Raw genomic sequence first — 21,023 nt, forward strand, 5'->3', positions numbered from 1 at the left:
CGCTGCTAGCGCCGTCGCCCGCCGTCCGTCCCGTACGCGATGGCGCCGACCAGCGGGATGAGTAGGAACCACAGCCACGAGAACTGATACCCCCACACCGCCCCGGTGATGAAGAAGAGGATCAGCGAGACGAACGGGATGATCGAGACGGCGAGCAGACCCCACCGGCTCGACGGCTCGCGTCCACTCCATCCCGAGCCGCCGCGGCCGTCATAGGACTGCTGCGACGGGTACGGCTGCGCGTACGGCTGCTGGGGTGGATACGGCTGCTGGGCGTTCTGCGGACCGGGGTAGGCCGCTCCGGATGCAGGCTGGGCGCCCGGCTGCGGGGCGTGAGCATCGAGGTGCAGCCCGCCGGGTAGGTCGGTGAACAGCGGGGCGAGGTCTCCCCGCGTGACCGCGGCTCTGGCGGCCGTCGAGCGCGTCTGGAGTTCTGCATCGGTGATCCGCCCCTGCGCGGCGTGCGCCTGCAGGGCGGCGACGGCACGCTCCCTCTCGTCGTTGCTGAGACGAAGCGAAGCACCGGAGGGATCCGTGATGTCGGTCATGGAGGTCAGTATGCCAGCGACGTCAGGCCGCAGGGAGAGGGCGCTCGTGGGGAACGCAATATACGCATTAGATCGGTTATCTGTATAGGGTCCCCGGCCCCGTAATAGACGCCTCCCGACCGAGTCCTCATAGGTGGAGGCCACCGGCCTCGCTGCGAGCGGCACCCGGCCGCGAAAGGGGAAGGCTTCACGATGGCCAGTTTCGGTTCCCGTCCACACACGGCACGACGCCGGCGCCTGATCGCGTACGTCGTCGCCTGCGCGATGGCCGGTGCGTTGATTGCGGCGCTGGTCCTCCCTCAGTACCACTCCAATGCCACCACGAGCACGGCGTCTACGACGTTCAAGAGCGGCGTCAACGAGACGAACGGATCGACGGCGGCTTCATCCGATGCCCCCGGCGGTGCCAAAAGCGGAACGGCCAAACCGGGCGACACGCTGAAGTGGACGGCGAGCTATCAGAACAACACTGCGGCGAACGCTTCCGTGACTCTGACGGACGTCCTGACCGATGCTGGAACATACGTCCCCGGCTCGCTGCAACTCCCTCCGAATCAGAACCCCGTGGGTGCCCTGTCGCCCCAGTACTCGACGAACGGCGGCACTTCTTGGACAGCGGGCGCTCCTCCCGCCGGCGCGTCCGGGGTGGGGTTCACCGGCACCGTTGTGCCGCAGGGCACACAGCAACTCTCACTTCCTTTCGTGACTCCCCCGGCTGCCGCCATCACCATGGCCGGAGGCGACGCCTACAACGCCGTCGTCTACAAGGCCCAGGTCTATGCCCTCAACCACCACCGGTCCGCAAGGGTGGTGTACTGCGCGCGATTGGACGGCACGACATGCGTCGGCTGGCCGACGGACAGCAACCTCCAGTACTGGTCCGCCACGCCCGGCGCTCCGATCGGCACTGGAACGACATTCGCCGGTAGCACCGCCCAGACGAACGGCACCTGGGTCGCGGGCGACAAGCTCTACTGGTATGCCGGGCCGTCGGACTCGTCCAGCGCCGGCCTCGGCTGCCTCGACCTCTCATCGCCGACGCCGATCAGCTGCGGGTACCTTCCCCGCACCGGCAGGGTCGTGAGCAACACGGTGATCTCACCCCAGGTGGGTGGCACCGGCATCCCTGCCTCCGACGGAAACCGGTACAGCGCGACAACCAACAACGGCTCGGCCGCCATCATGTGCGTCACCCCGGCTGGCGCAGCGTGCACAGGGGTGGCCAGCCTGATCGCTGGCGTGACCAGTCCGAATCTCTTCACGGCGGCGACGTTCGGTGACTACGTCTTCGCGAGCATCCAGCAGACGGCAACCAGTAGCTGGAAGACATACTGCTACAACGTCAAAACATCCGCTCTGTGCACAGGACCGACGTTCTGGCCGACGAACGGCTCTCCCAGCACGGCATTGCAGGGCAACAACTTCGCGCCGGTACTTTCGACCGCGGGAGCCCTCATCGGAGTCTGCACCATCACCAACGGGGCTGGAACGTCGTCGGTCTGCTGGAACCTGGCAGGCACGGTCATCGCTAACCCCTACACCGGCACGGGCGCCAACTTCAATGCAGGCGGATGGCCCGCAGGCGACGCCTTCGTGCTTGGGGCGAAGGTCTACCTCTCGACTGGCGACCAGGTGATGTGTCGCGACTTCGGCGCGTACTCGGGAACGGGGACCGTCCCCGCCTGTGCGGGGTTCACCACCGTTCCGAACCCGAAGAACTACACCGTGCGGTCGGCGGAGGGGCTCGATGTCGACTGCCTCGTGGCCTCCGGTGACGTGGGTCAGATCCGGTTCTTCAACGCCCTCAGCGGAGGCAGTTGCACCAACTCCGGCCCACAGGCCGTCGCGGTCGACGCCGGCGCCTACTACTGCGGTACAGGCACCGGATCGTTCCGCGGGTGGAACAGACTCAGCCTCCTCGGCGCCGTCACCACCGCCTACACGAGCGCCCTGGTCACGCTGCGGGATCAGAACGGCGTGGTCATACCGAACTTCGACACCGTGCGGCTGTCCGCCGGAGCGACACTGAGCCTGACGACCGTCCCTGCCTCGGTGACCTCGCTTTCGGCGACGGTGTCGCTCATCGGCGTGAAGGACCCGGCAGGCGTCAAAACGGCGCAGATCTCGATCAGTTGGCAGGGCGACCCGCCACAGCTGTGCTTCCGCACGACCGCTCCCCCGGCATCGTGCGATGCATCGTCGGCGAGGATGCTGTCGAACACCGCGAAGGCGGTCACAGTCTCCGCCGCCGGGAGCGATGCCCCCGGCGGGAACTCGACCGGTGCGGTGCAGTTCGCCGAGCGCGCCGATCCGTCGCAGTGCTCGCTCGCGATCCAGAAGACATCGCCGGTGCAGACAGCGAGGCCGGGCGACAGGCTCCAATACGCAATCACCGTGCGCAACACCGGAACTCAGGCGTATGGCGCCGCCCGGTTCGTGGACGACCTCACCGATGTGCTCACCGAGGCTGTCTTCGTCGGCGACCAGCACGCCACCACCGGTACGCTGACGTACGCGCAGCCATTCCTCTCGTGGTCCGGTCCTCTGCCCGCGGGTGCCTCGGCGACGATCACCTACAGCGTCACCGTGATCAGCCCCGACCCCGGCGATCACCACCTGGTCAACACGGTGGTCTCGACCTCGCCACAGAGCAATTGCGCACAGGGTTCGGTGGACCCGGCCTGCACGACGACGATCACGGTGCAGGTGAGCGACCTGCTGTGGCACAAGGTGGATGCGACGGACGCCAAGAACGTCCTGCCGGGCGCCGAGTGGACACTGACACCGATAGATGCCGCGGGCACGCCCATCGGCCCCGCCATCGTCGTGAGCGACTGCGCGGCCGAAGCGGCCTCCGCCTGCACGGGTGCAGATACGGAACCCCTCGGCGGCCTGTTCCGCCTGACGAATCTCGGGCCCGGCAGCTACCGGCTCGTGGAGACGCGCGCCCCGGTGGGGTTCGTGCTGAATCCGACGCCGATCGCGGTGACCATCGGCTCGACAACCGTGACGGTGCCCCTCGCAGACATCGTCAACACGCAGTTGCCGGTTCCGACCATTCCCCTGACGGGCGGTCTGGGTACGGACCTGCTGACATTGTCCGGCAGCGGCCTGATGACCGCAGTGCTCGGGCTCGCCGGGTGGCAGTTACTCCGCCGAGCTCGCGCGGCCGGCCGATGATCGGGATGCGATGTCGGCGGGCCACGGCTACACTCGGATTCGAACATATGTTCGATGAGCGAGGTGAGCATCATGACCGATATCGACGAAGCGGTCGCCGTGTGGACGACCGACGACGGGGTCCCCACGCGGCTGGTGTGGAGATCCACTCGCTACCGCGTGTCCGACACCCCGACCGTCTGGGCTGCGGTCTGCGGGTGGTGGCGGCCCTTCGGTGAGCACCGTTACGCCATCGGGAGCCTCCCTCGTGAGATCGGCGGCTGGCGTTTTCAGGGCACGGACGAGAAGGGGGCCGCGCACGTGTTCGACGTCCGGCACGACGCCGACGATCGGAGTTGGCGGCTAGTGCGGGTGTTCGACTGAGCGGGGAAGCCGTGATCGACGCGGGCGCAGCGTGGCATCCACGGCTGCCGCATCGGGTCGCATAGCCTCCATCGGGTGATGGACGATCGCTACGGACCCGATGTATTGGCCACCGACTGGCGGAACGCCGGGCGCAAATCGATCCCCACGGTCGAGGCCGTCAGAGATCTGGTCATCGAGGAGACCGCGACGGGCTTCTGCGGCGCGATCACACGCCTGGAGGCGCAGACCATCGAGCTGGAGGACTACTTCGGCAAGAAGCGCGTGTTCCCCCTCACCGGGTCGTTCCTCATCGACGGCGAACCTGTGCGGCTGGTCGCGCCGTCCCGGGCACCCTCGGGGCCGTCGCGCACGGCGTCTGGTTCGTTCGCGGTGGCCGACCAGAAAGCGCGGGTCGCCCGTGCGAGCCGCATCTTCGTCGAAGGCCGTCACGACGCCGAGCTCGTCGAACGCGTCTGGGGCGACGATCTGCGCGTCGAAGGGGTCGTCGTCGAGTACCTGGAGGGCGTCGACGATCTGGACGCGATCGTGAAGGAATTCCGTCCGGACCGCGGGCGGCGGATCGGCGTTCTGGTGGACCATCTTGTCGCCGGTTCGAAGGAGAGCAGGATCGCCGAACAGGTGGCGCGCGGGCCGTACGGTTCGCACGTGCTCGTGGTCGGGCATCCGTTCGTCGACATCTGGCAAGCGGTGAAGCCGGCCCGGGTGGGTCTTGCGGAGTGGCCGACCATCCCCCGGTCGGTTCCGTGGAAGCACGGGATCTGCGCCGCGCTCGGTCTACCGCACGAATCGCAGGCCGACATCGCGCGGGCGTGGAAGCGCATCCTGGGTCGGGTACGGTCGTATTCCGACCTTGAGCCGGAACTGCTCGGTCGGGTCGAGCAGTTGATCGACTTCGTCACGGAGCCACAGGGGCGCTAGCCGGGCGGTTGTCCACAACCCCGAAATTCTATTTGCTTCATTCGAACATGTGTTCGAAAATAGGAGCATGTCCCTCGCAGCTCCGCACCTCGACGCTCCGGTCCCCGACCGGGCGCAGGTGCACGAGTTGCAGACCCGCATCCGCCAGATGCAGGCCACCAAACTCGAGAGCCGCACACTTCCGACGCATCCCGCACTCTCCCCGTTGCTGCCCGGCGGTTCGCTGAAAGCCGGCGCCGCCTACTCGGTGCGGGGATCGACCACACTGCTGATGGCCATGCTGGCCGGTCCGAGCGCTGCCGGAGCCTGGTGCGGCGTGGTCGGCATGCCCGATTTCGGCGCCGAGGCGGCAGGCCGGTTCGGCATCGACCTCGAGCGACTCGTGCTGGTGCCGCATCCTGGCGACGACTGGCTGACCGTGACCGCTGCGGTGGTCGACGTGCTCAGTGTGGTGGTCGTGGCTCCTCCCTCCCGCGCGAGGGACGGTGACATTGCCCGGCTCAGCGCCCGTCTGCGGCAGCGTGAGGCGACCCTCATCGTCGCCGGTGACTGGCCGCAGGTGGAGGCGACCCTCGCGGTCGCACGCAGCGGCTGGGAGGGGCTCGGTACGGGCAACGGCTACCTCTCGTCGCGCAGGGTGACGGTCGAGTCGGCTCCGCGCGGCGGGTCCGGCCCGCGGCGCACCGCCGAGCTGTGGCTGCCAGCCGTCGATGAGAGCTTCCGCGTCTCCGCACCGACCCGGCTCGAAGCGGTGAGCTAGGTGGCGCGCGGAGCACACGAGCCGGTCGTCACCCGCGCGATCGTGCTGTGGTGTCCTGACTGGCCGGTCATCGCGGCGCAGCAGGCGCTCGATCTGGCCGCCGACCTCCCGCTGGCGCTGGTCGAGAAGGGCCTGGTGTTCGCGTGCTCGCCCACCGCCCGCGCCGACGGCGTGAAGCGAGGGCTGCGAATGCGCGAAGCGCAGGCGCGCTGCCCGCAACTGGAGGTGGTGCCGTACGACCCGCTGCTCGACGCCCGCACGTTCGAGCCGGTGCTCGCGGCGATCGAGGAGATCGCGCCCGGTGTGCAGCCGGTGCGCCCCGGCACCTGCGTGCTGCGGGCGCGCGGGCCGGCACGCTACTACGGCAGCGAGGAGGCGGCGGCCGCCGAGCTGCTGCGCTGTCTGGAGGCGCTGGGGGTGCCGGATGCGCGGGTCGGCATCGCCGACGGGCCCTTCGCGGCCGAGCAGGCCGCCCGGTCCACCGGGCGGGCGCGGGTGCGTGTCATCCCGGTCGGCGACTCCCCCGCCTTCCTAGCGCCATTGCCGGTCAGCCAGCTCGGCCTCCTCGAGCTGACCCCGCTGCTCCGCCGGCTCGGCCTGCACACACTCGGAGACATCGCGGCGCTGTCTCGCACCGACATGCGGGAGCGGTTCGGCGAGCGGGGCGAACACGCGCACACCCTCGCGAGCGGGCTCGACGGCACCGCGGTGGTGCCGCGCACTCCGCCCAAGCAGCTCGACAGGGCCATCGAGTTCGAGCCACCGCTCGACCGTGTCGACCAGGTGACCTTCGCGGTCCGCGGCACCGCGGAGCAGTTCGTCGCCAGCCTCACCAAGGCGGGGCTCGTCTGCACCTCGCTGCGGGTGGAGGTGACCGACGAATCCGGCCGGGTCAGCGAGCGCACCTGGCTGCACCCGCGGCTGTTCTCGGCACCCGATGTGGTCGACCGGGTGCGCTGGCAGCTGCAGGGGGCAGGGGCGATCGACTCCGGGCTGGCCTCGCCGATCGCCCGCGTAGTGCTCGACCCCGAGGCGGTCGACGACATCGGCCATCACGAGGACGGCCTGTGGGGTGGCGGCGCCGACGAGCGCATCCACCACGGCCTCACCCGCGTGCAGAGCATGCTCGGGCATGAGGCGGTGGTCACGGCCACGATCGGCGGCGGCCGGGCGCCCGGTGAGCGGCAGGTGCTGGTGCCCTGGGGCGACCGTCCGGTGGGCGTCGCACGCGCCGACCGGCCGTGGCCGGGGTCGCTGCCCGCGCCCGCACCGTCGACTGTGTTCGAGGTTCCCCGTCCCGTCGCCGTGCTGACGGAGGACGGCGCCTCCGTCGAGGTGACCGACCGGGGCGATGTGACCGCGCCGATCGCCCGCTTCTCCCCCACCGGTCAGGCGCGCGACGCACGACCGGTCGACTCCTGGGCGGGTCCGTGGCCGGTCCGGGAGCGCTGGTGGGACGCCTCGCTCACCCGGGCGATGCACCGTTTCCAGCTGGTCGACGCCGACGGGACCGCGTGGCTGCTGTCACTGGCTGGGTCCGGCTGGTTCGCCGAGGCGCGCTATGACTGACCGCAGCGGTTCCCCGACGGCGAGGCGGCGCTGATGGGATGGAACAACCCGCCGATCCCGTGGGCCGAGTTCGAGCGCCGGCTCTCCGGGCGCCGCACCGGACAACAGCCGGACGAGCGGCCATCGTCGCGCAAGCGGCAGAAGTACGTGCCGCAGCCCATCCCGGAGATCCCGGAGGGCGAGGCCGTCCCCTACGCCGAGCTGCACGCGCACAGCAACTTCAGCTTCCTCGACGGGTCCTCCTCCCCCGAGGAACTGCTGGAGGAGGCCACCCGGCTGAATCTGCACGCGCTCGCCCTCACCGACCACGACGGCATGTACGGCGTCGTGCACCTGGCGGAGGCGGCCGAGGCGTACGACCGGGTGAAGACCGTGTTCGGCGCCGAGCTGTCCCTCTCGCTCACCAAGCCGCAGAACGGCGAGCCTGACCCTGAGGGCAGCCACCTGGTGGTGCTCGCCCGCCGCCAGGAGGGCTACCACCGGCTCGCCGCCGCGATCACCGCGGGGCAGCTCGCGGGCGAAGAGAAGGGACGCCCGGTCTACCGCCTCGACGAGCTCGCCGCGCAGGCAGCCGGCGAGTGGATGGTGCTGACCGGCTGCCGCAAAGGCGACGTCCGGCTGGCACTCGCCGAGCGCGGCGAGCGAGCGGCGGAGCACGAGGTCGCCCGGCTCGCCGAGCTGTTCGGCCACGACAACGTCCTCGTGGAGCTGATCGACCAGGGCGGGCCGCGCGACTCGACGGACAACGACATCCTGACCCGCATCGCCGGCCGGCTCGGGCTCCCCACGGTCGCGACCAACAACGTCCACTACGCGAGTCCGGCCCAGTACCCGCTCGCCACCGCCGTCGCCGCCGTCCGCGCCCGGCGCAGCCTCGACGAGCTCGACGGCTGGCTGCCCGCCGCGGGCGCCGCCCACCTGCGCAGCGGCGCAGAGATGAGCAGGCGCTTCTCGCGCTACCCCGGTGCGGTCGAGCGCACGGTCGAGATCGCCGACGACCTGTCGTTCCGCCTCCGCAGCGCGCGTCCACGACTCCCGAAACAGGAGGTGCCGGAAGGCCACACCCCCATGAGCTGGCTGCGCGAGCTCACCTGGCGCGGCGCCGCCGAACGCTACCCCGACCTCGACCGCACCCCCGCCAAGCGGGAGCGCATCGAGCGCGAACTTGATGTGATCGAGGCGAAGGACTTCCCCGGCTACTTCCTCATCGTCCACGACATCGTCCAGTACGCCCGCAGCCAAGGCATCCTCTGCCAGGGCCGCGGATCCGCCGCCAACTCGGCGGTCTGCTACCTGCTCGGCATCACCGCGGTCGACTCCATCAAGTACGGCCTACCCTTCGAGCGCTTCCTCTCCAGCATGCGCGAAGAGGAACCCGACATCGACGTCGACTTCGACTCCGACCGCCGCGAGGAGGTCATCCAGTACGTCTACCGCAAGTACGGCAGGCACAACGCGGCGCAGGTAGCCAACGTCATCACGTACCGGCCCAAGAACGCGGTGCGCGACATGGCCAAAGCGCTCGGCTATTCGACCGGCCAGCAGGACGCCTGGAGCAAGCAGATCGACTCGTGGGGCACCGTCCAGACCAGCGACGACCACGACATCCCGGACGACGTGGTCGGGCTCGCGCAGCAAGTGCTGAAGTTTCCCCGGCATCTCGGCATCCACTCCGGCGGCATGGTGCTCACCGACCGGCCTGTCGGCGAGGTGTGCCCGATCGAGCACGCTCGCATGGAGAACCGCACGGTGCTGCAGTGGGACAAAGACGACTGCGCCTGGATGGGCCTGGTGAAGTTCGACCTGCTCGGCCTCGGAATGCTGTCGGCGCTCGACTACTCGATGCGCACCATCGAGGCGTCGCTCGGCGAGCGGTGGACGCTCGACAGCATCCCGAAAGAAGAGCAGGGCGTGTACGACATGCTCTGCCGCGCCGACTCGATCGGCGTGTTCCAGGTGGAGAGCCGGGCACAGATCGGGACGCTGCCGCGGCTTCAGCCGCGCAGCTTCTACGACCTCGTGATCGAGATCGCGCTCATCCGTCCCGGCCCCATCCAGGGCGGTGCGGTGCACCCGTACATCCGCCGCAAGCTCGGGAAGGAGCCGGTCACCTACCTGCACCCGTCGCTCGTTCCGGTGCTGGAGCGGACGATGGGCGTCCCGCTGTTCCAGGAGCAACTGATGCAGATGGCGGTCGCCGTCGGCGACTGCACCGCGGAGGACGCCGACCTGCTCCGGCGCGCCATGGGCTCCAAGCGCGGAGTGGAGAAGATAGAAGCGCTCAAGGCCAAGCTATACGACGGGATGGCGCACAACGGCATCACCGGGGACGACGCCGACGCCATCTACGCGAAGATCGAGGCGTTCGCGAACTTCGGCTTCGCCGAAAGCCACGCGATCAGCTTCGCCCTGCTGGTGTACGTGAGCTCGTGGATGAAGCTGCACTACCCCGGCGCGTTCCTCGCCGCCCTGCTGCGCGCACAGCCCATGGGGTTCTACTCACCGCGCACGCTGACCGCCGACGCGAGACGCCACGGCGTGGTGGTGCACCGGCCGGACATCCAACGGTCCGGAGTGTTCCCGCTGCTGGAGCCGTTGGATGAGGCCCGGCCCGGCCCCACTGGAACCGACCCGTGCCTGGAGACCGAGCAGCCCGCGATCCCCGCGTTCGACCCCGCTGTCCCGCTCGACTTCGCCGCCCACCGCCGCGACGCCGGTCACGCCGTACGGCTGGGGCTCGCGGGCGTCACCTCCATCGGCGAGAAACTCGCGGAACGGATCGTCGCCGAGCGGGAGGCGTTCGGGCCTTTCCGCGACCTCGGCGACCTCGCCCGCCGCACCGGCCTCAACACCGGCCAGCTGGAGGCGCTCGCCGCAGCCGGTGCGTTCGAGGGCTTCGACCTGAGCCGCCGTCAGGCCATCTGGGAGGCCGGCAACGCCGCCCAGGAGCGCCCCGAATTCCTCGCGGGAACGGCGATCACCGTGCAGCCGCCCCTGCTGCCGATGCTCTCCCCCGCCGAGCAGCTCGCCAGCGACCTGTGGTCGACCGGGATCTCGACGGACGACCACCCGATCCGGTTCCTCCGGCCGGCGCTCGCTGCGCGGGGCGTGCGCCCGGCCGACACGCTGGCCGCCGGCGAGTCCGGGCGCCGCATCGAGGTCGGCGGGGTGGTCACACACCGGCAGCGTCCGGCGACGGCGGCGGGAGTGACGTTCCTCAACATCGAGGACGAGACCGGCATGGTCAACGTGGTGTGTCCAGTCGGAGTCTGGAACCGCTACCGCCGGGTCGCCCGCCAGGCGCCCGCGATGATCGTCCGGGGCATCCTTGAGCGCAGCGAGGAGGGCGTCGTCAACGTGGTCGCCGACCGGCTCGAGGCGCTCGACACCGGCATCCGCACCGTCTCCCGGGACTTCCGATGATCCGCCGTGCCGGGTCAGTCGTCCTCGAAGCGCAGATGCCGGACACTGCGGCCGTTGCGGCGCACCAGCCGCAGCGCCTCCACGCCGATCCGGATGTGCTGCTCCACGAAGTCGCGCGTGACCCCGAGATCGCTCTCCGCCGTCTTCACACCCTCCGGCGTCATCGGCTGATCCGACACGAGCAGCAGCGCGCCGCTCGGGATCCGGTTCGCGAAGCCCGCGGCGAAGACCGTCGCCGTCTCCATATCGACCGCCATGCACCGGGTACGCCGCAAGTACTCCTTGAACGTCTCGTCGTGCTCCCACACCCGCCGGTTGGTCGTGTAGACCGTGCCGGTCCAGTAATCCTGCTTGACGTCACGGATGGTGGAGGACACAGCCCGCTGCAACTGGAACGCCGGCAGCGCGGGCACCTCAGGCGGCAGGTAGTCGTTCGACGTGCCCTCCCCACGGATCGCAGCGATCGGCAGCACCAGGTCACCGAGCCGGCTCTTGCGCTTGACCCCGCCGCACTTGCCCAGGAACAGCACAGCCTTCGGACACACAGCCGAGAGCAGGTCCATGATCGTAGCCGCGTTCGGACTCCCCATCCCGAAGTCGACCATCGTGATGCCGTCGGCAGTCGCGTTCGGCATCGACCGGTCCCGGCCGCGCACCTCCGTGCCGTACCACTCGGCGAACCGCTCGACGTAGTCGCCGAAGTTCGTGAGCAGCACGTACTCGCCGAACTCCTCCAACGGCGTGCCGGTGTAACGCGGCAGCCAGTCGTGGACGATCGCCGCCTTATCCTTCAGCGACGCCTCCGGAGGCACCGCCGGAGCGGTGTCTACCGTGTTCTCCGCATCCACCATGCGTCGTGTCCCTTCGTCGTACCCGATCCGGCGACGGTCCGGCGCCCGCTACCCCGCGACGCCCGTGCCGAGGAGCGTGCCGACCAGGAACGTCGCGGCCAGCGCCAGTGCGCCACCCACCACCACTCGTACCATGGCACGTCCGCGAGAGCTTCCCCCGATCCACGCCGCGACGTACCCGGTGATCGCCAACGCGATCAGCACCGCGACGAACGTGACCGGGACTCGCAGCTCCGGCGGCAGCAGGATGGTCAGCATCGGCAGTACCGCGCCGCAGGTGAACGCCACGGCAGACGCCAGAGCCGCGTGCCAGGGACTGACCACGTCGTCCTGGTCGATGCCGAGCTCCGCCGAGAGGTGCGCCGCCAGCGCGTCGTGCGCCGTCAGCTCGACGGCGACCTGACGAGCTGTCGCAGGCGAGAGCCCGCGCTGCTCGTACAGGCCGGTCAACTCCTCGAGCTCCTCCTCCGGCATCTCCGCCAGTTCGCGGCGTTCCTTCGCGATCAGCGACCGTTCGCTGTCGCGCTGGCTGCTCACGGACACGTACTCCCCCAGCGCCATGGAGATCGCCCCACCGACGAGCGCGGCGAGGCCCGCGGTCACGATCGCCGGCACAGAGCTGGTCGCCCCCGCAACACCGACCACCACGGCGGCGACCGAGACGATCCCGTCGTTCGCGCCGAGTACGCCCGCGCGCAGCCAATTCAGTCGCTGCGCGAGCCCGGCGCGATGGGGTTCGTCCGGATGCGGTTGCGGGTCGGTCCCGCCGTTCCCTATCGTCTCGCTCATGCGCTCAGCCTAGGAAGCATCGCATCCCGGCGCCACGAAGGTTCGGCGAACCTCAACTCCGCCGGGGCCCGGCTAGTGACTCCCCAGCCGCCTCCGCAGGAAGTCGATGCGCGCCTGCAGCTGCGTCACGCTCGCCTGTGCGACCGCCGGACCGCCGCACGCGCGTCGCAACTCGGCGTGGACGAGCCCGTGCGGCTCCCCCGACTTCTTCGCGTACAAACCGACGAGGCTGTTGAGCAGCTGCCGCTGCTCCTTCAGCGTCCGGTGCAGCGGCGCGGGCGCGTGGCCCTCGGCCGTTGCCGGCCGCGACGAGTGCCGCCGGGACTGCCGCTGCTGCCGTTGCTGCAGCAGCTCGTGCACCTGCTCCGGTTCGAGGATGCCGGGAAGTCCGATGAAGTCGAGCTCCTCATCGCTACCGGGTACGGCGTATCCCCCGAACTCCTTGCCGTCGTACAGCACGCGGTCGAAGTTCGCCTCCGACCCGAGTGCCTCGAACGCGAACTCCTCGGTGAGCCCCTCCGACGCCCGCTCCTCGCGGTTCGCCTCGGCGACCATCGCATCCTCGGGGTTCCAGAGGTCGCCCTCGGCGTTCTCCTCGACCACCCGGTCGAGCGCGTGGTCGCGTTCGAGCTCCAGCGCGTTGGCCAGCGCCATGAGTGTCGGCACGTTCGGCAGGAACACCGACGCCGTCTCGCCGCGCCGGCGCGCGCGCACGAAGCGACCGATCGCCTGCGCGAAGAAGAGCGGTGTGGATGCGCTGGTCGCGTACACGCCGACCGCCAGACGGGGCACGTCCACGCCTTCCGAGACCATCCGCACCGCGACCATCCACCGCGAGTCACCCTTCGAGAACGCCTCGATGCGGTCGCTGGCCTCCTTCTCGTCCGACAGCACGACGGTCACTGGCTCGCCGCTGATCTGCTGCAGCAGGTCCGCGTAGGCGCGCGCGCCGTAGTGGTCAGTGGCGATGACGAGGCCGCCCGCATCCGGGATGGAGTTGCGTACCTCGGTCAGCCGGCGATCGGCCGCCGCCAACACCGATGGGATCCACTCGCCGCGCGGGTCCAGCGCGGTACGCCACGCCTGCGCGGTGATGTCCTTCGTGTTGCCCTCGCCGAGGCGCGCCTCCATCTCGTCGCCGGTCTTGGTGCGCCACCGCATGTGGCCGGCGTAGACCATGAAGATCACCGGACGCACCACGCCGTCCGCCAGTGCGCGGCCGTAGCCGTAGTTGTAGTCGGTGAGCGAGGTCCGGATGCCCTGCCGGTCGGGCAGGTAGGTCACGAACGGGATGGGCGCCGTGTCGGAGCGGAACGGCGTCCCGGTGAGCGAGAGTCGGCGGGTCGCCCGCTCGAACGCATCCCGGATGCCGTCGCCCCAGCTGAGCGCGTCGCCGCCGTGGTGCACTTCGTCGAGGATCACCAGGGTCTTGTACGACTCCGTGATGTCCTTGTGCAGGCTCGGCCGCATCGCCACCTGCGCATAAGTCACCGCGACGCCGCGGTAGTGCCGCGCGTAGCGGCCGTCCGAGTTCTTGAAATCCGGGTCGAGGTTCAGGCCGACACGTGCCGCTGCTTCTGCCCACTGGCGCTTGAGGTGCTCCGTCGGCGCGACGACGGTCACGCGCTCGACGATCCGGCGCGAGAGCAACTCGGTCGCGAGCCGCAGTGCGAACGTCGTCTTACCGGCTCCTGGCGTCGCAGCGGCCAGGAAGTCGCGCGGTTCATTCACGAAGTACGCGTCGAGGGCCTCCGCCTGCCAGGCGCGGAGCTTGCCCGCGGTCCCCCAGGCGGCGCGCTCCGGGAAGGAGGGCGAGAGATGCTCGGCCGCGAAACTGCCCGCGTGCACGCCGGGCCGATCGGACTCCTCGAAAGGCTCGTCCGGCTCGGGTAATGCTGATGTCTCCACTTGGATCAAATCTACCCGAGCCCGCCGACACCGCGGTCCGATGCAGAATGGAGCAATGGCCGAAGCACTGCATCCCTGGTCCCGCTACGTCGCACTGGGTGACTCGTTCACCGAAGGCATCGGCGATCCGGAACCCGGCAGCCCCGGCGGGCACCGCGGCTGGGCGGACCGGGTGGCCGAGGTGCTCAGCCGGCAGACGGACGACTTCGCGTACGCGAACCTCGCCGTCCGCGGCAAGCTCATCAAGCAGATCCTCGACGAGCAAGTGGATGCGGCGGTCGCCCTGCGGCCCGACCTCATCACCCTCTCGGCGGGCGGCAATGACGTGATCCGCCCCGGAACGGACCCGGACCAGATCGCCCTGCTGTTCGACGAGGCGGTCTCACGACTCAGCGTCGACGGCGCCACGATCGTCGTCTTCACGGGCGTCGATGTCGGCTTCTCGCCGGTTTTCCGGGGCATCCGCGGCAAGGTCGCCATCTACAACGAGAACGTCCGCGCCATCGCCGCCCGCTACGACTGCATCGTGGCTGACCAGTGGGCGCTCACCGACATCCAGGATCAGCGGATGTGGGCGCCCGACCGCCTCCACCTCGCGCCGCTCGGACACCACACCGTCGCCCGCATGGTGCTCTCCGCGCTGAATGTGGAGAACGACCTGCAGCCGCTGGAACCCGAGCCGCTGCCGCTGCGGACGTGGCGGCAGGCCCGCTCGGAGGACCTCTCGTGGGCGCGCGCGTATCTGGTGCCGTGGGTGGTCCGGCGCATCCGGCACCAGTCGTCCGGGGATCACATCTCTGCGAAGCGCCCGGAGGCGGGCCCGTTCCTCCTCAGCGGCGACTGAGCGTCGCGACAGACCGCGCCACCTGACGGTGCCCGGGCCGTTAGGTCCCCAGACCGCCCGGGTGCGCCAACCGCCAGCCGAACCCGGGGTCCGGCACATCGCTCGCCAGCGCGAGCGGAACCGTCGCGGTCTTCCCGTTGAGGGTGAACGTCCCCTGCCCGAGGATGTCGCCCGTGAAGCCGGACGACAGTGGACGCGTCTGAAGATCGACCGTGATGGGCGTGTCCGACCACACCACGAACGTCTTGGTCTCCGTGGCGATCAGCTTCGAACGCGCGCCCCAGGCCGTGGTGTAGGTCCCGAACACCTGGCCCTTCTCGACGGCCGTGACGGTGTGGAAGCCCGCCTTCATGCTGGTCAGCAGGGCCTGCACTCCCGCCCAGAGGTCGTCATGGGTGGGCGCGCCCAGCACGGCCCCGATGACCCGGACCTTCGTCGATCCGACCGGCACCTGCGCCGAGAAGAGCAGGCAGTTGCCCGCTTCGTCGGTGTTGCCGGTCTTGATCCCGTCCATCCCCTCGAATCCGAGCAGCGTGTTGGTGTTGTCCTGCGACCCTGCGCCGGGCAGGTTGACGTTCTTCTGCGAGACGATGGAGGTCAGCGCGGGCGACGCGAGCACGAGCTTCCCGATCCCGATCAGATCCTTCGTCGTGCTGACGTTGCCGGGATCGAGGCCGTCGGGCGTGACGATCTTGGTGCCGGTGAAACCCTTCTGGGCGAGCCAGTCGTTGGCCGCCTTCACGTACGCGCCGGTCGATCCGAAGGCCCAGTTCGTGAGCGAGATCGCATAGTTGTTGGCCGACGGAAGCAGCATCGCCTCGAGCGCCTGCTTCTCGGTCAGCGACGTACCGGCGACGACCGGCGCCCAGGAGCCTCCCTCGCCGACGACCTCGTTCCAGATGTCGACGTCGCGCTGCGTGAACGCGATGTCGGGCCCTTGCTCGTCACCGTTCAGCGGCTTCTTCTCGAGCACGACGAGAGCGGTGATGGTCTTCGTGACGCTCGCGATCGGCACGCTCGCCTCGGTGCCGTGCGAGGCGGAGGCTCCGGGATAGTCGGGTGCGACGATCGCGGACGACCCGTAGCCGGGCCACGCCAGCTGCACGGCGGGCTGCACCAGCGCCTTCTCGTGCGAGACGGCGGCAGCGGTTGCGGGGACGGGCGCCACCAGCGATCCGACGACGTAGACGAACGCCACCAGCACGGCGATCACAAGACCGAAGACGACGATGCGGCGTCGACGGTAGACCTTCCGCGAGAGACGGCGCGGCGGATCGGCGAGGGCTTGCTGGGACATTGGCACGATTTTAGCGGGGGCTACTCATGCGAGGGCTGAGAACGCGCCCGCAACGCCCACAGTGCGACGGCCGAAGCGGACGCGACGTTGAGCGAGTCCACGCCGTGCAGCATCGGGATGGTGACCACCGTGTCCGCCGCCGCCAGCGCGCGCCTGCTCAAGCCGTCCCCCTCCGCGCCGAACACCAGGGCGACGCGCTCCGGCGGGTCGGCGGCATACGCATCGAGGGTGACCGCGTCATCCGCGAGGGCGAGCGCCGCGATGTCGAACCCGGCGTCGTGCAGGAGCGGCACCGCCGCATCCCACTCGGGCAGGCGCGTCCACGGCACCTGCAGCACCGTGCCCATCGAGACGCGGACGCTGCGGCGGTACAGCGGGTCCGCGCAGCGCGGCGTGACGAGCACTGCGTCGGCGCCTAGGCCGGCGACGGCGCGGAAGATCGCCCCGACATTGGTGTGGTCGACGATGTCCTCCAGCACGACCACGCGCCGCGCATCCCTCAGCAGGTCGGCGGGATCGGGCAGCTCGGGCCGGTGCATCGCCGCCAGCGCGCCCCGGTGCAGGTGATACCCGGTGAGGCGTTCGAGAACAGCCGGGTCACCGACGAACACGGGGACGTCGGGGAACGGCTCCAGCAACGGCTCCACGTCGGGCAGCCACTGCTCCTGCAGCAGCACGGATCGCGGGATGTGCCCTGCGGCCAGCGCGCGCGTGATCACCTTGGTCGACTCCGCGATGTACAGCCCGCCCGCCGGCTCCGTCACCCGGCGCAGCGCGACGTCGGTGAGGCGGGAGTAGTCGGCGAGGCCGTCGGCCTCCAGATCGTCGATGCGGTGCAGGAGCATGCGTCAACATTGCCAGCCCGACGAAACAAATCGGAAAACTGGGGTGTTTAGACTCACAGAAGGATCGGGAGGTGGATGTGACCACGCTGACGACGACGCTTCCGCCGGAGCTCGCCCGCGGCATCGACCAGACCGTCGACCTGCTGCAGGGCCGAAGCTTCGCGGTGCTGACCGGCGCGGGCGTGTCCACCGACTCCGGCATCCCGGACTACCGCGGCGAGGGCGCTCCCCAGCGCACGCCGATGACGTTCCAGCAGTTCCTCGCCGACGACCGCTTCCGCAAGCGCTACTGGGCAGGCAGCCACCTGGGCTACCGGCGGTTCGCGGCCGCCCATCCCAACGACGGCCACCGCGCTCTCGCACGCCTCGAAGCCGCGGGCGCGGCCAACGGCGTCATCACCCAGAACGTGGACGGGCTCCACAAGCAGGCGGGATCGCGCAAGGTCGTCGACCTGCACGGCGCGATGGACCGCGTCCTGTGCCTGGTATGCGGCCAGATCTTCGCCCGCGAGGCGATTACCGCCCGGATCGACTCCGCCAACCCGTGGCTCGACACCGAGGGTGCCGTGGAGATCGCCCCCGACGGCGATGCGATCGTGACCGACATCGACGCTTTCGTCGTTCCCGACTGCACGGTCTGCGGCGGGCACCTGAAGCCCGACGTGGTCTTCTTCGGCGAATTCGTCCCCGCGGAGAAGTACCGCGAAGCGAGCGCTTTGGTGCGCTCGGCCGATGCGCTCGTCATCGCCGGGTCGTCACTGGTGGTCAATTCCGGCATCCGGCTGCTCGAGGAAGCGCGGCGCCGCCGCCTGCCGATCGTCATCGTCAACCGCGGCCAGACGAAGGGCGACGGCCGGGCGACCATTAAGCTGGATGGCGGGACGACCGAGACACTGGTCGAGCTCGCCGAGCGGCTGGGCTGACCACCGACCTCCTCACCCGCGTCCCGGCGACGAAAGGACGCGTGTGACCTTCATCTCGCTGGTGCGGCACGGCCAGACCGACTGGAATCTCGCCAAGCGCATCCAGGGATCCAGCGACATCCCGCTGAACGCGACGGGACGCGCGCAGGCGGAGACGACCGGCCGCGCGCTCGCCGGCGGGCGGTTCGATGCCATCTACGCGAGCCCGCTGTCTCGTGCCCTCGACACCGCCCGCATCATCGCCGGCCACGTCGGCCTCAGCGAGCCGGGCCGCCTGGCAGCGGTGGCGGAGCGTCAGTACGGCGAGGCCGAGGGCCTCACCGGCGAGCAGATCCTCGCGCGCTGGCCGGATGGGACGCCGGTTCCCGGCCGCGAGACGCGCGACCAGGTGGTCGCCCGGGCCCTGCCCGCGCTGCAGGAGCTCGGAGAACAGCATCCCGGCGAGAACGTGATCGTGGTCAGCCATGGCGGCGTCATCTCGTCGCTCGTCCGGCACGTCACCGACCACGCGCTGCCGGGCCCGGGCGAACTCATCCCGAACGGCTCCGTGCACCGCTTCCGCTACCTGGACGGCGACCTCACGCTCGACCGCTTCAATCTCGGCCCGGAGGACCGCGACCTCTTCACCGCCTCCGTCATGTGACGCGCGCGGCGCCCAGTCGACTGCGTCAGCGTTTGCGACGCGACGCCGTCGCGGTGAGCACCGTCAGCAGCCTCTCGGCCGACGCCTCCCACGTGTACCGCTGTGCCTGCGCGTGACCGGCCGCCGAGCGCGCGGCCCACACGCCGTCCTGCTCCAGGTGACGCACCCGCGTGGCCACCTGCTCCGGCGAGTCCGCCTCGAAGAACAGCGCCGCCTCCCCGCCGATCTCCCGGAAGATGGGGATGTCGCTGACCACCACCGGCGTGCCGACCGTCATCGCCTCCACCAGCGGGATGCCGAACCCTTCGTCGTGCGATGCAGACACCAACGCGGTGGCTGCGGCGAGCGTCTCCGCGTACTCCTCGTCGCTCGCGCCGTCGTGGAAGACGAGCTCCGCGCCCGGCGCCAACTCGCTCAGCCGCTGCCTCTCGGACTCCGACACCCGGCTCATCAGATGGAGCGCGTACCCGGGCAGCAGCGCTACCGCGCGTACCAGCGTGTCCACGTTCTTGTACGGCATGAAGGAGCCCATGTAGACCAGGCTCTTGGTTTCCGGCGCCGTTCGCTCGGCGCGGCCCGGAGCGAGCTCCGGCATGTCGGCGGCGTTCGGCACGACATGCACCGGCCTCTTGGTCAGCCGGTGCTCGGCGATCAACCCCTTGGTCGTCTCGGAGACTGTGACGACAGCGTCGGAGCGGTTGAGCAGAAGCCGCTGCGGCCACCAGGCCAGGTGGTACAGCCGCCACAGCCCGCGTACGAACGCCGGAAGGTCGCGCGGCGGGGTGGGGTGCCGGTAGTAGATGAGGTCGTGGACGGTCAGCACCAGGCGGTACTTCCGCCCGAAACCGCCCATCGTCTGCATGGGTGTGAAGACGATGTCCGGCTTCAGGCGGTTCACCGTGCGAGCCACCCAGGGCTCCCCCGGCGAGGTCGGCGACGGGATGAGCTCCCACGGCAGCTCGGGAAGCAGCTCCAGCTGGCGGTGGTCGCTGATCAGCATCGTGACCGGGTGACGCTTCGCCAGCGCGGTGACGAGCCCGGCGGTGTAGCGGCTGATGCCGTCATGACGCCCGATCCGGGTGTAGCGGCAGTCGAAGAGGATCCTCACGACGGCTCCTCCAGGAACCGCTGGATGGCACGGGCCGCGGCGACGGGCGTCTCGTAGTGGATGAGGTGGCCGACCTCTGGGATGACCACCAGCTCCGCCTCCGGGAACAGCGTCTGCAGCCGGTACTCGGCAGCGATCGGCGTGATGTCGTCCTTCTCCGCCGCCACCAGCAGCGTCCGCTCGGGGATGCGCGCCGCGAACTCGCTGACGTCGTGCGATACGGACGCGCGGAACGCATCCAGCACCACCGTCCGGTCGCTGAATGCCGAGAAGTAGCGGTCGTGCTGGTCGTGGATCCAGCGGAGCAGCGTCCGGTTCTTTGTCTTTGCCATTGTCACGCTCATCACTCGCACGATCAGCCGGTTGCGGAGCAGGGCAAAGCCGAGCCGCTCGGGGAGGACCGAGGCGAGCCAGTAGTAGAAGATCGCGAGCCGCGTGAAGATCCCGCGCGGACCTTCGAGAGCGGGCTGACCGATCGGGTTGACCAGCACGACGGCGTCGGGACGGTCGCCGGAATCTGCTGCGTCCACCGTCGCCAGCGACGCTGCAACCACGATCGACCCGAACGAGTGGCCGAGCAGCACCACGCGTCCGCTCAGCTCGAGCGAGGCGACGAACCCCCTCAGCCAGGAGCCGTACCCGTCGATGTCGTGCGCCGCCTCGGTCAGCGGCGTCGACGCGCCGAACCCGGGCAGATCGGGCGAGACCAGCCGGATGCCTTCCAGCTGCGCCACCACGGGCTCGAGCCCGTGGTGGTCGCCGCGGAACCCGTGGACGAGCACCAGAGTGGTGGCCGCATCCGGGTCGCCGTAGTCCCAGAACCGGGTCGTCGAGCCGAGCACGATGGTCGCCCCCTCGCGCACGGGCACCCGCCCGAGAGCGGCGGCGTAGGGTGAGGTCACAGTCATCGTCCTCCAGTCTAGGCAGGGACTGGACAGCGCACCGTCCGCACGTCCTAGACTTCTCTGGTTGCAATCGCTTGCAGCACCTCGCGCTCCCCCGCCACCACCCGCATCGCCCCCCGCACTGCCCCACCTCCCCGCACCCGTCC

Annotated in this window: 17 protein-coding genes; 9 read left to right on the forward strand and 8 right to left on the reverse strand. The window is 69.7% G+C overall.

Features of this window, described 5'->3' with window-relative positions:
- Positions 1-5: 5 nt before the first annotated feature.
- On the reverse strand, positions 6-548 hold the full coding sequence (locus AB7E03_RS04185) for a DUF1707 SHOCT-like domain-containing protein (protein WP_489939599.1): 543 nt from the start codon (positions 546-548) through the stop codon (positions 6-8).
- A gap of 192 nt (positions 549-740) precedes the next feature.
- Here AB7E03_RS04185 and AB7E03_RS04190 point away from each other — a divergent pair, with 192 nt between their 5' ends.
- The 6 genes from AB7E03_RS04190 (at position 741) to AB7E03_RS04215 (ending at position 10,764) form a co-directional block, all read left to right on the forward strand.
- Positions 741-3,728 (forward strand): DUF7927 domain-containing protein, encoded by a 2,988-nt coding sequence (locus AB7E03_RS04190; protein WP_489939601.1) that lies wholly within the window; start codon positions 741-743, stop codon positions 3,726-3,728.
- A 72-nt stretch (positions 3,729-3,800) separates the two neighbouring features.
- On the forward strand, positions 3,801-4,091 hold the full coding sequence (locus AB7E03_RS04195) for a DUF6504 family protein (RefSeq protein WP_489939603.1): 291 nt from the start codon (positions 3,801-3,803) through the stop codon (positions 4,089-4,091).
- 78 nt (positions 4,092-4,169) lie between these two features.
- Entirely contained in the window at positions 4,170-5,012 is an 843-nt protein-coding gene (locus tag AB7E03_RS04200; protein ID WP_489939605.1) for a DUF3097 domain-containing protein, read from the forward strand.
- A gap of 67 nt (positions 5,013-5,079) precedes the next feature.
- Complete coding sequence (locus tag AB7E03_RS04205) at positions 5,080-5,772, forward strand: hypothetical protein (RefSeq protein WP_489939607.1); 693 nt, start codon at positions 5,080-5,082, stop codon at positions 5,770-5,772.
- Positions 5,773-7,341, forward strand: a complete 1,569-nt coding sequence (locus AB7E03_RS04210; RefSeq protein ID WP_489939609.1) for a DNA polymerase Y family protein — start codon at positions 5,773-5,775, stop codon at positions 7,339-7,341. It abuts the gene before it with no gap.
- A 33-nt stretch (positions 7,342-7,374) separates the two neighbouring features.
- Positions 7,375-10,764, forward strand: a complete 3,390-nt coding sequence (locus AB7E03_RS04215) for an error-prone DNA polymerase (protein ID WP_489939611.1) — start codon at positions 7,375-7,377, stop codon at positions 10,762-10,764.
- Between the two features lie 14 nt (positions 10,765-10,778).
- On the opposite strand, the gene AB7E03_RS04220 is transcribed toward AB7E03_RS04215, so the two are convergent.
- The 3 genes from AB7E03_RS04220 to AB7E03_RS04230 form a co-directional block, all read right to left on the reverse strand.
- On the reverse strand, positions 10,779-11,615 hold the full coding sequence (locus AB7E03_RS04220) for an AMP nucleosidase (RefSeq protein ID WP_489939613.1): 837 nt from the start codon (positions 11,613-11,615) through the stop codon (positions 10,779-10,781).
- Positions 11,616-11,663: 48 nt separating this feature from the next.
- The gene (locus AB7E03_RS04225; RefSeq protein WP_489939615.1) at positions 11,664-12,404 is read right to left on the reverse strand and encodes a VIT1/CCC1 transporter family protein; all 741 of its coding nucleotides are present in this window, start codon (positions 12,402-12,404) and stop codon (positions 11,664-11,666) included.
- A gap of 72 nt (positions 12,405-12,476) precedes the next feature.
- Positions 12,477-14,252 carry a DEAD/DEAH box helicase gene (locus AB7E03_RS04230; protein ID WP_489942855.1) on the reverse strand — a complete coding sequence of 592 codons (1,776 nt, stop codon included), beginning with the start codon at positions 14,250-14,252 and terminating at the stop codon, positions 12,477-12,479.
- A gap of 115 nt (positions 14,253-14,367) precedes the next feature.
- On the opposite strand from AB7E03_RS04230, the gene AB7E03_RS04235 reads away from it, so the two are divergent.
- Entirely contained in the window at positions 14,368-15,156 is a 789-nt protein-coding gene (locus AB7E03_RS04235) for an SGNH/GDSL hydrolase family protein (protein ID WP_489939617.1), read from the forward strand.
- Positions 15,157-15,196: 40 nt separating this feature from the next.
- Here the strand turns inward: AB7E03_RS04235 and AB7E03_RS04240 are convergent, their stop codons facing one another.
- Both AB7E03_RS04240 and AB7E03_RS04245 read right to left on the reverse strand, forming a co-directional pair.
- The gene (locus AB7E03_RS04240) at positions 15,197-16,453 is read right to left on the reverse strand and encodes a D-alanyl-D-alanine carboxypeptidase family protein (RefSeq protein ID WP_489939619.1); all 1,257 of its coding nucleotides are present in this window, start codon (positions 16,451-16,453) and stop codon (positions 15,197-15,199) included.
- A 20-nt stretch (positions 16,454-16,473) separates the two neighbouring features.
- Positions 16,474-17,298 (reverse strand): TrmH family RNA methyltransferase, encoded by an 825-nt coding sequence (locus tag AB7E03_RS04245; protein WP_489939621.1) that lies wholly within the window; start codon positions 17,296-17,298, stop codon positions 16,474-16,476.
- A gap of 77 nt (positions 17,299-17,375) precedes the next feature.
- Here AB7E03_RS04245 and AB7E03_RS04250 point away from each other — a divergent pair, with 77 nt between their 5' ends.
- Positions 17,376-18,221 carry a Sir2 family NAD-dependent protein deacetylase gene (locus tag AB7E03_RS04250; protein ID WP_489942856.1) on the forward strand — a complete coding sequence of 282 codons (846 nt, stop codon included), beginning with the start codon at positions 17,376-17,378 and terminating at the stop codon, positions 18,219-18,221.
- Positions 18,222-18,264: 43 nt separating this feature from the next.
- Positions 18,265-18,864 carry a histidine phosphatase family protein gene (locus AB7E03_RS04255; protein ID WP_489939623.1) on the forward strand — a complete coding sequence of 200 codons (600 nt, stop codon included), beginning with the start codon at positions 18,265-18,267 and terminating at the stop codon, positions 18,862-18,864.
- Positions 18,865-18,889: 25 nt separating this feature from the next.
- On the opposite strand, the gene AB7E03_RS04260 is transcribed toward AB7E03_RS04255, so the two are convergent.
- Positions 18,890-19,972, reverse strand: coding sequence for a glycosyltransferase family 4 protein (locus tag AB7E03_RS04260; protein WP_489939625.1), 1,083 nt, complete (start codon positions 19,970-19,972; stop codon positions 18,890-18,892).
- The gene (locus tag AB7E03_RS04265) at positions 19,969-20,880 is read right to left on the reverse strand and encodes an alpha/beta fold hydrolase (protein WP_489939627.1); all 912 of its coding nucleotides are present in this window, start codon (positions 20,878-20,880) and stop codon (positions 19,969-19,971) included. Before AB7E03_RS04265 ends, AB7E03_RS04260 begins: the two co-directional genes overlap by 4 nt.
- Between the last annotated feature and the right edge of the window lie 143 nt (positions 20,881-21,023).

Source organism: Leifsonia sp. RCC_180, from assembly GCF_058138205.1.

Bases quoted from the DNA above. Each gene is read 5' to 3' on its own strand.
- AB7E03_RS04225 (WP_489939615.1), bottom strand. From the start codon at position 12,404: ATGAGCGAGACGATAGGGAACGGCGGGACCGACCCGCAACCGCATCCG.
- AB7E03_RS04235 (WP_489939617.1), top strand. From the start codon at position 14,368: ATGGCCGAAGCACTGCATCCCTGGTCCCGCTACGTCGCACTGGGTGAC.
- AB7E03_RS04215 (WP_489939611.1), top strand. From the start codon at position 7,375: ATGGGATGGAACAACCCGCCGATCCCGTGGGCCGAGTTCGAGCGCCGG.
- AB7E03_RS04195 (WP_489939603.1), top strand. From the start codon at position 3,801: ATGACCGATATCGACGAAGCGGTCGCCGTGTGGACGACCGACGACGGG.
- AB7E03_RS04185 (WP_489939599.1), bottom strand. From the start codon at position 548: ATGACCGACATCACGGATCCCTCCGGTGCTTCGCTTCGTCTCAGCAAC.
- AB7E03_RS04220 (WP_489939613.1), bottom strand. From the start codon at position 11,615: ATGGTGGATGCGGAGAACACGGTAGACACCGCTCCGGCGGTGCCTCCG.
- AB7E03_RS04205 (WP_489939607.1), top strand. From the start codon at position 5,080: ATGTCCCTCGCAGCTCCGCACCTCGACGCTCCGGTCCCCGACCGGGCG.
- AB7E03_RS04240 (WP_489939619.1), bottom strand. From the start codon at position 16,453: ATGTCCCAGCAAGCCCTCGCCGATCCGCCGCGCCGTCTCTCGCGGAAG.
- AB7E03_RS04265 (WP_489939627.1), bottom strand. From the start codon at position 20,880: ATGACTGTGACCTCACCCTACGCCGCCGCTCTCGGGCGGGTGCCCGTG.
- AB7E03_RS04190 (WP_489939601.1), top strand. From the start codon at position 741: ATGGCCAGTTTCGGTTCCCGTCCACACACGGCACGACGCCGGCGCCTG.
- AB7E03_RS04245 (WP_489939621.1), bottom strand. From the start codon at position 17,298: ATGCTCCTGCACCGCATCGACGATCTGGAGGCCGACGGCCTCGCCGAC.
- AB7E03_RS04200 (WP_489939605.1), top strand. From the start codon at position 4,170: ATGGACGATCGCTACGGACCCGATGTATTGGCCACCGACTGGCGGAAC.